Below are 12235 nucleotides of genomic sequence, written 5' to 3' on the forward strand. Positions count from 1 at the left end.
GTCACACGCACAAAAAATCCATGCCTCACCGCCCGCGATCGCCCCTGCCGTTTTGCATAACGGAATAAATCATTGACAACCCTTCATCGTTCCAACGCACAATTTTCAGTTAAAAGCCCTAAAAAATTAACACCAATCCAAGTAAGCAGATAAATATTCTTTTTACTGTGCAGTGAACGATATTTTCACTCACCACTCTTTTTCAGGAAATCTGAAGGACACCTTCAGCCAAAGGGGATTTTACTGTTTAGCCGTCCCGTTACTATTGACGCCATGACACCCACGCCACTCAAGAAAGCATGAGGAAAAAACATTGCGACTCCGTTTAACGCTGGCGGGCTACCAGCATGGTTAATGACCAAAAACCCAGGCTTCAGCCAGTTTCACGCGCAAAAAGCGAACAGACCAAAGCGCGCATTCTGGAAGCCGCATCAGAAATCATCAGGGAAGAAGGGCTGCACGCGTGTACTCAACGAGCGATCGCCGCTGAACTGAATATGTCACCCGGCACGATTACCTGGCACTTCAGAATGCTTGACGATCTGCACGATGCCGTTATCAGAAAAGCGGTTGCGAATTTTGAAGCACAAACGCTGCGCTGGTTCAGCGAATGCCCACCGCACAGGCCAGAAGTCCAGTTAACGCGCTTTCTTTGCTGGACGATGCAGCAGCAGGCGCGGCTCCTGCGCGAGTATGAGCTTTTTGTTGCCGCCGTTGCGCGGCCCCGGCTCAGAGCGAGCGCGATGGCGTGGGTCAAAACGCACAGTGCGATTGTGCAAGAACGCTTTCAGATGAATGCGAAACAGGCGGATGCCGTCGTGGCTTACACCGACGCATGGTTACTGCGCAGTCTGCTGAGTGAAGGCACCGAGCAGCCCGATGAACGCATGACCGAGCGTATTTTCCTTTCAATCATTCAGACACCGTAATCATTCAGACACCGTAATCATTCAGACGCCGTAATCAGGCTGCGGCATTACCACGGGTTTATTTACCTTAGAAGAGGTTTATTTATGCAAGAAAAATTGAAATACCTGAACATCAGCGCCCTGTCGCTTCTGCTGATCGCTGGCATGTCACATGCCGCCGTGTCGCCTGAAACTCGCTCCCTTGACGAGCTTTACCAGCGCGCATTGAAAGAAGGCCACGAAGTCACGGTCTATGCCGGTGGTGACACAGCCGGTCAGCAGGATGGCATCAAAAAGGCGTTTGAAAAACGCTTTCCCGGTCTGACACTTAACGTCATTGTCGATTACAGCAAGTTTCACGATGCACGTATTGATAACCAACTGGCGAGCGGCACGCTGGTGCCTGATGTTGTCCAGTTACAAACGCTACAGGATTACCCGCGCTGGAAAAAAGAAGGCGTTCTGCTGAACTATAAACCCAAAGGATGGGACAACATTTATCCCGGGTTCAGGGATCAAGACGGTGCATGGACGGGTGTCTTTGTAGACGCGTTTTCGAACGTGGTGAACACTCAAGCGCTGCCTGAAAACGCCTGGCCGAGAGAAGCCAAAGACTATTTAAATCCATCACTGAAAGGAAAAATTGTCGTTACCTGGCCAAACGACGACGATGCGGTGCTTTTCTGGTTTAAACAGGTCGTAGACCAATATGGCTGGGAATACGTTCAGAAGTTTGTCGAGCAGAACCCGCAGTTAGTCAGAGGCACGCAGGCCCCTGCCGATGATGTCGAGAGCGGCAAGGCTGTCGCCACGTTCTCAACCGATGGCAGCCTGGTGCCGGATGAAAAAGCCCATTCGCGTTTCGTACTCCCGCAGCATGACCCCTTTGTCTCCTGGGCGCAGCGGGCCGCCATCATGAAAGGGGCCAAACACCCTGACGCCGCCAGACTCTATCTCAACTGGCTCACGGACAAAGAGACGCAGCAAAACATCTGGTACATGTGGTCTGTCAGAACAGACGTGACGCCGCCCAAAGGCTATAAGCCTATCTGGGAGTACAAAAACACCCATCCTGATGCCTTTGCCGCCTTCATGCAGGACAGAGAAGCCGTGGAACGTTTCCGCTCACAGATAACGCTGTATTTTGGCGAAGTAACGGGCGAGCCCTCGCCGGGATGGTTAGGCTTACACCCACGCGAAGCGTTAGCGCATTAAAAACACACGCTTTTCATGATGGATGGCGGTATTAACGCGGCAGGTAAACCGTCATCCATCCGGCATGCCATCGGGTGAAATAGCCTGTTCCGCGATGGCATGCAGGCAGGTCAGCGTCGGCCACCAAATCCATGTTGTCGCCACGCCTCGTAGCTGATAATCGCCACCGAGTTGGACAAATTCAGGCTGCGGCAGTCAGGCTCCATCGGGATCCGAATGCGAAACTCCGGCGCAAAGTCATTGCGGATGGCATCCGGCAGACCGGCGGTTTCTGAGCCAAACAGCAGCACATCGCCCGGCTGGTAGCGCGGCTCGTCGTAAGGGCGGCTGCCTTTGGTGGTGCAGGCGAAAATCCGGCATCCGGGAACAGCGGCCAGAAACGCCGCGTAGTCGGCATGGCGCTGCACCTTTGCCAGATCGTGATAATCCAGCCCGGCCCGGCGCAGTTTTTTTTCCTCGAAATCAAACCCCAACGGCTCGATCAGGTGCAACGAACAGCCATTGTTGGCTGCCAGACGGATAATATTGCCGGTATTAGGCGCGATTTGCGGCTCATAGAGTGCAATGTGAAACATAATCAAGCCAAAAGCGGGAAAAGGTGGGCGCAGTATATACCCATCATCGCGCAAGTTGCAGAGCGGCAATGGCCTGAAGAGGGCATCAATAATTGTGGGCAAAAGCCGCGACGCCCGCGCCGCGAGTCGCTAAAATCAACACATCACCCCGCCGCCCGGAGGCACCATGAGACGCATTCCCCTGCTATTACTGCTGGCGTTGCCAATGCTGGCATCGGCCGCCAGCCAGCCGATTTCCCCTCAGCAACAACAGTATGAAAACGGCATCAGCAGCCAGCAGCGGTTGTTGCAACAGATGCAGCAAAACCAGCAGCTCCAGCAGCAACAGCTCAATCAGGAAATCCAGCAGCGCAGCCGCGAGCAACAGCAACAGCTGCAACAACAGCTGGAGCAAAACCGGCAGCGCATTCAGCAATCCGCGCCGGGTAATGCTCCCCGGTATTGATACGCTCAATCCAACTCGCCCGCCCTGCCGCTCATGCAGAATGAGCGGCAGGTTGCGCTTTACACCCGCACGCCCATCAGCGTTAACAGCAGCGGCGTCGTGACTGCCGCCAGCGCCGTTGAGATAAGCAAGCTGGCGGCAATCGGCCCGCCCAGCACATTAAACTGGCGCGACATCAGGTAGATATTCACGCCCACCGCCATCGACCCCAACAGCACCACCACGCGGGTTTCCATCTCTGGCAGGCCAAGCGCCAGCGCCAGCCCCCACACCACCAGCGGTTGCACCACCAGCTTGATGAGGCTGATAGCCACGCTGATTTGCCAGCCGTCGCGAATGCGGTATTCCGCCAGCCCCATGCCCAGCGCGATAAGCGACAGCGGAACGGCGATTTGCCCCAACATGCCTATTGGCTTGTCCACCACATCCGGCAGCGGCAAACCGGTCAGGCTGTAAAACGTACCGGACAAAATGCCGATAATCAGCGGGTTTTTCAGCACGCCGATAGCGGTTTTCCCAAACCCCTGCATCGACAGTGAGCCGTTGCGCGCCCACTCCACCGACACCGTGACTAACGTCCAAAGAATCAAGCCGTTGAACACCAGCACCAGCGCCACCGAGGGGATCGCCTGCGGGCCCAGCATGAGCGTGGCAATCGGCAAGCCGAGCATCACGTTGTTGGAGAAAATCCCACTGAGCGAAAACACCGAGCCGGAAACGCCATCGAGCCGGAACACCCGGCGCGCCACCACCCGCCCCAGCACAAACACAATAAAACAGCTGCCGAAGAAGGCGATAAGCAGCCGGGCATCCACCGCCGGTCGTCTGGAGAAATCACACATCATGCGAAATAGCATGGCGGGCAGCGCGACGGAAAAAACGAATTTACTCAGCGCATCCGTTACCGTCGAGGGCCAGCGGCCAATGCGGATTAGGCCATACCCCAGTGCAATCAGCACAAACAGCGGCAGGGAGAGAAAAATCTGGTGCCAAAGCGAAACAATAAACGTGGGCATCGCCCTTCCTCAAAAAAGGCGCGGGTCGCCCGGGCGAAGGCTGATGGCAGGTCACGACGGTGAGGCAGGCCCCACCGGGGAGCGGGCCAGAAAATGGCCCGAGGTCATACAGGAAACGCCTGACGAAACACGCCGGGTTTATCGACCGGCGTGATTGCCGTCAGGAAAGGCGACATCCGCCGACGTTAATTAAATTGCGGTCCAATCAAATCTATCCGGTCGGTGCAGATGCAGTCAACGCCCCACTGTAACAGGGTACGCGCCCGTTCAGGCTGGTTGACGGTATACACCAGAATGCGCAGCCCAGCCTCTTTCAACTGCCTGACGCGCATTTCATCGAGCAGTTGGTGATTAAGGTGAATCGACACGCAGCCTAAGCGCGTCGTCAGGTTACGCCAGTCATCGTCCCATTCATCCAGCAGCAGGCCGCGCGGTAATTCCGGCGCGGCCTGTTGCGCCGCGTCCAATGCGGCGACCGAAAACGACGACAACAGCGGCGCGGCAGAGTGGTTGCGCCACAGCTCGCGGGCAGCCAGCGCCACCACGCGCCCGGTCAACGCGTCACAGCCGGTGGTCGGTTTGATCTCAATATTGGCCGCCATCGCGTACTGTTCGCAGCGCTTCGCCACTTCTGATAACAGCGGCAGGCGCTCGCCGTGAAACTGGTTGCTGTACCAGCTACCGGCGTCCAGCCCGACCAGTTTGTCCCACGGCAGCTCGCCCGCCACACCCCGGCCATTGCTGGTGCGATCCAGCGTGTCGTCATGCAGCAGGAAAATTTGCCCGTCTTGCGACAGCTTGGCGTCGAACTCGATCATCTTGTGACCGTGCTGCGCGCCGACATCAATCGCCGCCAGCGTGTTTTCCGGTGCCAGAGAACCACCGCCGCGATGGGCGACGATGGCAGGATAAGGCCAGTTCGGGGTCATGCTTCCATCCGTAATCCGCTTTGCGAATCAAATAAATGCCATGATGAGGGCGGCAAATTCAGCCACAAGGTTTCCCCCACCGCCGGGCAATGCTCGTGCGACAGGCGCACCACCACATTTTGCCCGCCCCATTTGCCGTGCGCCAGATTATCCGCACCCAGCAATTCCAGCGTTTCCACCACCAGCGGCACGCCACCAGCCTCGGCGCTGGACTGCAAAATATGCTCCGGGCGCATGCCCAGCGTCACCGCACGCCCCTGCCATTGCGGTTTCGCCACCGGCAACGGCAGCGAAAAATCCGCCGACAGTTCGACCAAGCTACCGTCGGCGCTCACCTGCCCGGCCCACAGGTTCATGGCCGGTGAGCCGATAAAACTGGCGACGAACAGCGAGGCCGGTTTGCGGTAAATGTCCGCCGGTGCGCCAATTTGCTCTGCGACGCCTTTATTCATCACAATCACGCGGTGCGCCAGCGTCATCGCCTCCACCTGATCGTGGGTGACATACAGGCTGGTGGTTTTCAGCCGTTTGTGCAGTTGTTGCAGTTCAAGGCGCATCTGCACCCGCAGTTTGGCATCAAGGTTGGACAGCGGCTCATCGAACAGGAACACCGCCGGTTCGCGCACAATGGCGCGCCCCATCGCCACGCGCTGGCGCTGGCCGCCGGACAGCTCGCGCGGCTTGCGATGGAGCAACGGCTGCAATTCCAGAATGCGCGCCGCTTCATCCACCCGCTGGCGAATCTGTTCTTTACCAAAACCGCGAATTTTCAGGCCGTAGGCCATGTTGTCGTACACACTCATGTGCGGATAGAGCGCGTAATTCTGGAACACCATCGCAATACCGCGATCTTTGGGTTCTTTATCCGTCACGCGCTCATCGCCGATATAAATATCGCCGCTGGTGGTCTGCTCAAGGCCCGCCACCATGCGCAACAGGGTCGATTTACCGCAGCCGGACGGCCCCACCATCACCACAAATTCGCCGTCCGCCACGTCGAGGTCAATCGGTCGAATCACCTGATTTTTGCCGTCGTAGGATTTGGTGACGGCCTGAAGTTTTAAACATGCCATAGACTTTTATTTCTCACTATCAACCAGACCGCGCACAAACCAGCGCTGCATCAGCAACACCACCAATAACGTCGGCAGCAACGTCATCAACATCGCCGCCATCACCTGATGCCAGGGCGTCGCCGTGTCACCGGTGGCGATCATGCTCTGAATACCGGCGACCGCCGTGCCTAAATGCGGGTCATTGACGATCAGCAGCGGCCAGAGATATTGGTTCCAGCCGTAGATAAAGGTGATGACAAACAGCGCCGCCAGATTGGTTTTGGACAGCGGCAGCACCATGTCGAAGAAAAAGCGCATCGGGCTCGCGCCGTCGATTCGCGCCGCTTCCAGCAGTTCGTCCGGCAGCGTCATAAAGAACTGGCGAAACAGGAACGTGGCGGTGGCCGACGCCATTACCGGCAGCGTCAACCCGACATAACTGTTGGTCATATTGAGTTGGGAAATCACTTCGACCGTCGGGAAAATACGCACTTCCACCGGCAACATCAGGGTGGAAAAGATCATCCAGAAAAACAGGTGACGGCACGGAAAGCGGAAGTAGACAATGGCGAAAGCCGACAGCATCGACACGCTGATTTTGCCGACGGTGATCGTCAGCGCCATGACAAAGCTGTTAAACAGCATCAGGCCGAACGGCGCGCTGTTGTTGTCGCCCACGCCGTGCCGCCAGATATAGGTCATGTTTTCCCACAGGTGGCCGCCGGGGAGCAGTTGCATCGGCACCTGCGACATCTGTTCCTGGCTCAGGGTGGCGGCGATGAACGCCACATACAGCGGGAACAGCACCACCACAATGGCGACGACCAGCATGGCGTGGCTGAAAACATCCAGCCCGCGACGGTTCTCAATCATGCGGCTGCCTGTGATTGCAAACTGGCTCATTGATAATTCACCTTACGCTCGACAAAACGGAACTGAATCACCGTCAATACGGTCACGACCAGCATCAGCACCACCGACTGCGCCGCCGAACTGGAGAGATCGAGACCGGCAAACCCTTCGCGGTAGATTTTGTAGATGAGCGTCGTCGTCGCCTGCACCGGGCCGCCGCCGGTAGCGGCATCGATAACCGGGAAGGTATCAAAGAAGGCGTAAGTCAGGTTGACCACCAGCAGGAAGAAGCTCACCGGTGAAATCAGCGGCAGCACCAGGTTGAAGAAACGGCGCACCGGCCCGGCGCCGTCAATGGCCGCCGCTTCAACCAGCGAGCGGGGGATCGACTGCAATGCGGCGAGGAAAAACAGGAAGTTATAGCTGATTTGCTTCCAGACCGAGGCCAGCACCACCAGAAACATCGCCTGACCGCTGTGTTGCGCGTGGTTCCAGTCATAACCCCACTGGTGGAGCAGCCAAGTAATCAGCCCCAGACCGGGGTTGAACAAAAACATCCATAATACCGCCGCCACTGCGGGTGCGACGGCATAGGGCAGAATCAGCAACGTCTGGTACAGGCGGCTCAAACGCAGGGTGTAATCCACCAGCGCGGCCAGAAACAGCGAGATGATCATCCCCGCTGCCGCCACCAGCGCGCTGAACAGCAGCGTGGTGTAAAACGAGCCGAGGTAGTAGCTGTCATGAAACAGGTTGGTGAAATTCTCCAGTCCGACAAACCGGCTGGACAGGCCAAACGGGTCAACGCTCTGCACCGAATACCAGAGCGCCTGCCCGGCAGGACAGATAAAGAAAATCACCGTGATAGCCAATTGCGGCAGCACCAGCAGGTAAGGCAGCGGGCTACGGCCAAAAACAGGACGGGAAGCAGTCATGCACTGAGTTCTCAGAAAGCAGGGTTCGCAGACGGGTGGCCGAATCCCTTCGGCCCGGAATCAGTTACTGATTTCTTGTTACTTATTCCTTGTTACTTATTCGCCTGCTCGAAACGGCGCAGCAGGGCGTTACCGCGTTCCACCGCCGTGTCCAGCGCCTGTTGCGGGGTTTTCTTGCCCGTCCAGACACTTTCCAGCTCTTCGTCCACAATGGTGCGAATTTGCGGCATATTGCCCAGACGCAGCCCTTTGGTGAACGGCAGCGGCGCTTTATTCAGCATCTGGCGGGTGGCGATATCGGAACCGGGGTTCTTGTCATAGAAACCCTGCTGTTTGGTGAGCTCGTAAGCCGCCGTGGTGATCGGCAGATAGCCGGTCTTCTGGTGCCATTCTGCGGCGATTTCCGGCGTAGACAGGAACTGCATAAATTCTGCCACGCCTTTGTAGGTCGCCGCGTCTTTGCCGCTCATCACCCACAGGCTGGCCCCGCCGATAATGGCGTTCTGCGGCGCACCTTGCACGTCGGCGTCATACGGCATCATCGCCACGCCGTAGTTGAATTTGGCGTACTGACGAATATTCGCCAGCGAACCGGATGACGCGGTGGTCATCGCGCAGTCGCCGTTATAGAACTTCTCGGTCGGCTCATCTTTACGGCCAAAATAGGTGAAATCACCCTTCTTGTTCATCTCTTCCAGCATCTGAATATGCTTGATCTGAACCGGTTTATTGAACTCCAGCACCGCATCAAGGCCGTCGAAACCGTTGTTTTTACTGGCGATAGGCAGGCCATGCCAGGCGCTGAAGTTTTCAATCTGAATCCAGCCCTGCCAGCCGCTGGCGTACCCACATTTCATGCCGGACGCGCGCAGTTTAGCGGTGTACTCAGCCATCTGCTGCCAGGTTTTCGGCGGCTGCTCCGGGTCAAGGCCCGCTTTTTTGAACGCGTCTTTGTTGTAGTACATCACCGGCGTCGAGCTATTAAACGGCTGCGACAACAGGTGGCCGGTTTTGGCATCGGAGTAGTAACCGGCGACGGTCGGCACAAAAATGCTCTCATCAAACGGCACTCCCGCCTCTTTAAACACCTGATACACCGGCTTGATGGCTTTGCTGGCCATCATGGTTGCCGTACCCACTTCGTACACCTGTAAAATAGCGGGCGCATTGCCGCTGCGAAACGCCGCGATCCCGGCCGCCAGGCTCTGCTCATAATTGCCTTTATATACCGGCACGATTTTGACGTCGCTGTGCGCCTGGTTGAAACGGTCAACCAGAGCATTAACGGTTTTACCCAACTCCCCCTCCATCGAGTGCCAGAACGGGACTTCGGTAACGGCCTGCGCCTGCGCGCTGGCGGCTAACGCCATGATGACAACGGCGGCGGTTTTACGGATAGCGTGCTGAAACATGCTGTCTCCTGAGAGAATATTGGGCGCGTGAATTTGAGCGAAAAAGCGCATTTTATGTGCGGCAGGTAACATGACATGACCGGATGACAGAAAAATAACTGAGAGATGACAAGCCGATGACAGGTGCATGCGATGGCATTCGCCGCGCTCGCTCTGGCTATCGCTGAAAAAAACAGGCAGCGCCTTCGGCCAGTTCATTGCGTTCAAACGGGGCATGAAGAAAAAATCACGCTGACAACATGACTATTTTCGTAATGTGATCACCCTTAAGAAATAAAAATTTCCTAATAATAACGCGGGCACCTATATTTGCCTGATGAAGTCAGCTTTCTACATAACGTTAAGCATTCACAAAGAGAAAATGAGATATCCATCAAATATATCTCCGGGCTATTTTCGTCTTGATAAATACGTTTATTGGAATATGTAAAAATTAGCGCTACTGCACGGAATTGACGGATATTGTGGTTTTCTGTAGCGTTTCACTTCATCCCGCTGCCTGGCGGTGTACCACACCGATAAAAAAAGCCCTTTTATTTGATGATCAGCACATTATATTTGAAAAATAGCCACATAATACTTAGTCTGTCCCCTAAAAAATTGACGGGTTTATTATTTTCGGCATCGGTTTCAGCCAACGGAACTGGGTTCTGTTTAACGAAATATTTTATATCATCATGTTATCGGTTTTCATAAAATCATTATCACTCTATATATTTTTCAAGGAAAAGGAATATCACAGGAGATTTATCGTCTGCACCCAATAAACGCTCAGAAAAAAATAGAATTAACTCAAATTATAAACAGATAGAACGGCTTTACCTCCAGGAAGAGGTCTCGAATAAACGCATGGAATAACGACGTTGAGGACATTTATGAACGCGCTAAAGAAAATGAAACTGGGCAGCATGCTAAGTGCCGGATTCGCTCTGGTTATCGTTATTGGCCTACTGGTTGCAACATTTGGCCGAATCCAGTTACTCAATCTGGGGGACGACATCGACCACCTCTCGCAAACCACCCTGACGAACATGATATTGATTCAAGAAGCCAAAACCGGCTTTGATACCAACTCCCGTCTGGTTCGCAATATCGCACTCAGTAACGATGTCGGGCGCATCACCAGCGAAAAACAGCAGATAGACCGGCAAATTGCGCGTAATACCGAAGTGCTCAAACAGCTTTCCGAACGGTTGGATACCCCGGAAACGCGCGATCAGCTTAATCAACTGACACTGGCGCGCCCGGCTTATCTGCAAGCCTTCAACAAAGCCGTCGCGCTCGGCATGTCGGCCGATCAGAATCAGCGCAGTCAGGCGCGCGAGTTAATCCTCAACGACATGCAGACCGCGCAGGATGGCGTGTTCAAAGCGCTTGATAACATGCTCGACTTCCAGAAAAAAGTCACCATGAACGTGGTCAGCAGCTCCATGCAAGATGCGCGCGCAGACGGCAGCGTGATGCTGGCGTTGGCATTGGTGGCTGGCGTGCTGGGCGCGCTGACCGCATGGTTGATCACCCGAACCGTCAAAGGGCAATTGGGCGGTGAGCCCGCTTATGCCGCGACGGTGGCGCAAAATATTGCCGACGGCCATCTCTCATTCCAGGTTGAGTTACAAGCCGGAGACCAGCACAGCGTGCTGGCTGCGATGAACGCAATGCGACAAAAACTGGAGCAGATCGTCAGCCAGGTTCGCCAGAGCAGCGAATCCATCGCCACTGGCGCGAGCGAAATTGCCGCAGGCAGCACCGATTTGAGTCAGCGCACCGAAGAGCAGGCGGCCAGCTTGCAGCAAACGGCTGCGTCAATGGAGCAGATGAGCCAAACCATTCGCCAAAATGGGGATACGGTCAAAACAGCCGCTGAACTGGCGCAGTCAGCCAGCGCCACCGCCGCAAAAGGGGGTGAGGCAGTCAACAATATCGTGCGTACCATGGAAGAGATTTCCAGCAGTTCACACAAAATTAGCGACATCATCGGCGTGATTGACGGCATTGCATTCCAGACCAATATTCTGGCGTTGAATGCGGCGGTAGAAGCGGCGCGGGCCGGTGAACAGGGGCGCGGTTTTGCCGTCGTCGCCGGTGAGGTGCGCTCGCTGGCACAGCGTTCTGCCTCAGCCGCCAAAGAAATTAAAGAGCTGATTAACACCAGCGTGGAAAAAGTCGAAACCGGTTCAACGCTGGTGGATGAGGCCGGTGAAACCATTAACGAACTGGTGCGCCAGGCGCGTCGGGTGGCTGACCTGATAGGTGAAATCGGTGTGACCACGCATGAACAAGGCTCTGGCATCTCGCAAATCAATGATGCCATCAACCAGCTTGATCAAGTCACCCAGCAAAATGCCGCATTGGTGGAAGAATCGGCCAGCGCCGCTGATAGCCTCAGCGATCAGGCGGTACGGCTGGTAGAACTGATGAGCATCTTCAAAATCAGGCACGCCGGTAATGATTTCTCCTCGCTCTCCTCACGGCCAACGTCTGCTGCACAAAAGCCGACCAGCGCACCCAAATTAGCGCTGGCCTCCGGCAATAACAACGACTGGGAACAGTTCTAGTCCACCACATGCCCTCCGTGATGCCCACCGTCGCCGTTTATCGGCGGCGGCTGTGGCGCGCTGTTTTTCCCGCCCCCGTCCGCTGCTGACATAGCGAATACCTATTACTCAACCTTCGCTATTTTGGTTATTTATAACGTAGACCGTTGATGTACCGGACTCGTGACCATGAACGCCTGCGCCGGTTAACGGGTTTGCGCCAATTTCTGTCTGGTATGCACGCTAACACCGTCTTGATATGTGCAAGATGTTGATATATAGGCATATTGATATGTAGACATATTGATAGATAAACATGCTGATAGGTAAACATGCAGCGTGGTGCAAACGCGAAC

11 protein-coding genes are annotated in these 12235 nt (G+C 55.4%); 4 read left to right on the top strand and 7 right to left on the bottom strand.

Going from position 1 to position 12235, the window contains the following annotated elements; all coding sequences use genetic code 11:
* The first annotated feature begins 347 nt into the window (after window positions 1–347).
* A complete protein-coding gene (locus tag O1Q98_RS10960) occupies window positions 348–929 on the top strand; it encodes a TetR/AcrR family transcriptional regulator (protein ID WP_125261112.1) in 582 nt (193 codons plus the stop codon).
* An 84-nt stretch (window positions 930–1013) separates the two neighbouring features.
* Window positions 1014–2123, top strand: a complete 1110-nt coding sequence (locus O1Q98_RS10965) for an ABC transporter substrate-binding protein (protein WP_125261113.1) — start codon at window positions 1014–1016, stop codon at window positions 2121–2123.
* Window positions 2124–2233: 110 nt separating this feature from the next.
* Here O1Q98_RS10965 and O1Q98_RS10970 read toward each other — a convergent pair whose 3' ends face one another.
* A complete protein-coding gene (locus O1Q98_RS10970; RefSeq protein ID WP_125261114.1) occupies window positions 2234–2698 on the bottom strand; it encodes a tRNA (cytidine(34)-2'-O)-methyltransferase in 465 nt (154 codons plus the stop codon).
* A gap of 166 nt (window positions 2699–2864) precedes the next feature.
* Between O1Q98_RS10970 and O1Q98_RS10975 the strand changes: the two genes are divergently transcribed.
* A complete protein-coding gene (locus O1Q98_RS10975; protein WP_125261115.1) occupies window positions 2865–3143 on the top strand; it encodes a DUF2756 domain-containing protein in 279 nt (92 codons plus the stop codon).
* Between the two features lie 59 nt (window positions 3144–3202).
* On the opposite strand, the gene O1Q98_RS10980 is transcribed toward O1Q98_RS10975, so the two are convergent.
* From O1Q98_RS10980 to ugpB, 6 genes are all read right to left on the bottom strand, one after another.
* Window positions 3203–4159: an AEC family transporter gene (locus O1Q98_RS10980; protein ID WP_125261116.1), complete on the bottom strand. Its 957-nt coding sequence runs from the start codon at window positions 4157–4159 to the stop codon at window positions 3203–3205.
* A gap of 185 nt (window positions 4160–4344) precedes the next feature.
* Complete coding sequence (gene ugpQ / locus O1Q98_RS10985; protein ID WP_125261117.1) at window positions 4345–5088, bottom strand: glycerophosphodiester phosphodiesterase; 744 nt, start codon at window positions 5086–5088, stop codon at window positions 4345–4347.
* Window positions 5085–6161, bottom strand: a complete 1077-nt coding sequence (locus tag O1Q98_RS10990) for a sn-glycerol-3-phosphate import ATP-binding protein UgpC (protein ID WP_125261118.1) — start codon at window positions 6159–6161, stop codon at window positions 5085–5087. The genes ugpQ and O1Q98_RS10990 overlap by 4 nt, the downstream gene beginning before the upstream one ends.
* Before the next feature lie 6 nt (window positions 6162–6167).
* Window positions 6168–7016, bottom strand: a complete 849-nt coding sequence (gene ugpE, locus O1Q98_RS10995; protein ID WP_125261220.1) for a sn-glycerol-3-phosphate ABC transporter permease UgpE — start codon at window positions 7014–7016, stop codon at window positions 6168–6170.
* 26 nt (window positions 7017–7042) lie between these two features.
* Entirely contained in the window at window positions 7043–7930 is an 888-nt protein-coding gene (gene ugpA, locus O1Q98_RS11000) for a sn-glycerol-3-phosphate ABC transporter permease UgpA (RefSeq protein WP_125261119.1), read from the bottom strand.
* Window positions 7931–8022: 92 nt separating this feature from the next.
* On the bottom strand, window positions 8023–9342 hold the full coding sequence (ugpB, locus tag O1Q98_RS11005; protein WP_125261120.1) for a sn-glycerol-3-phosphate ABC transporter substrate-binding protein UgpB: 1320 nt from the start codon (window positions 9340–9342) through the stop codon (window positions 8023–8025).
* A gap of 875 nt (window positions 9343–10217) precedes the next feature.
* On the opposite strand from ugpB, the gene O1Q98_RS11010 reads away from it, so the two are divergent.
* The gene (locus O1Q98_RS11010) at window positions 10218–11900 is read left to right on the top strand and encodes a methyl-accepting chemotaxis protein (RefSeq protein ID WP_125261121.1); all 1683 of its coding nucleotides are present in this window, start codon (window positions 10218–10220) and stop codon (window positions 11898–11900) included.
* Window positions 11901–12235 lie beyond the last annotated feature (335 nt).

Source organism: Dickeya lacustris, from assembly GCF_029635795.1.
GTDB classification, from domain to species: Bacteria; Pseudomonadota; Gammaproteobacteria; order Enterobacterales; family Enterobacteriaceae; genus Dickeya; species Dickeya lacustris.

Coding starts and splice junctions, on each gene's coding strand:
- ugpA (WP_125261119.1), bottom strand. CDS start 7,930: ATGACTGCTTCCCGTCCTGTTTTTGGCCGTAGCCCGCTGCCTTACCTG.
- O1Q98_RS10970 (WP_125261114.1), bottom strand. CDS start 2,698: ATGTTTCACATTGCACTCTATGAGCCGCAAATCGCGCCTAATACCGGC.
- ugpQ (WP_125261117.1), bottom strand. CDS start 5,088: ATGACCCCGAACTGGCCTTATCCTGCCATCGTCGCCCATCGCGGCGGT.
- O1Q98_RS10960 (WP_125261112.1), top strand. CDS start 348: ATGGTTAATGACCAAAAACCCAGGCTTCAGCCAGTTTCACGCGCAAAA.
- ugpE (WP_125261220.1), bottom strand. CDS start 7,016: ATGATTGAGAACCGTCGCGGGCTGGATGTTTTCAGCCACGCCATGCTG.
- O1Q98_RS10980 (WP_125261116.1), bottom strand. CDS start 4,159: ATGCCCACGTTTATTGTTTCGCTTTGGCACCAGATTTTTCTCTCCCTG.
- O1Q98_RS10990 (WP_125261118.1), bottom strand. CDS start 6,161: ATGGCATGTTTAAAACTTCAGGCCGTCACCAAATCCTACGACGGCAAA.
- O1Q98_RS10965 (WP_125261113.1), top strand. CDS start 1,014: ATGCAAGAAAAATTGAAATACCTGAACATCAGCGCCCTGTCGCTTCTG.
- O1Q98_RS10975 (WP_125261115.1), top strand. CDS start 2,865: ATGAGACGCATTCCCCTGCTATTACTGCTGGCGTTGCCAATGCTGGCA.
- O1Q98_RS11010 (WP_125261121.1), top strand. CDS start 10,218: ATGAACGCGCTAAAGAAAATGAAACTGGGCAGCATGCTAAGTGCCGGA.
- ugpB (WP_125261120.1), bottom strand. CDS start 9,342: ATGTTTCAGCACGCTATCCGTAAAACCGCCGCCGTTGTCATCATGGCG.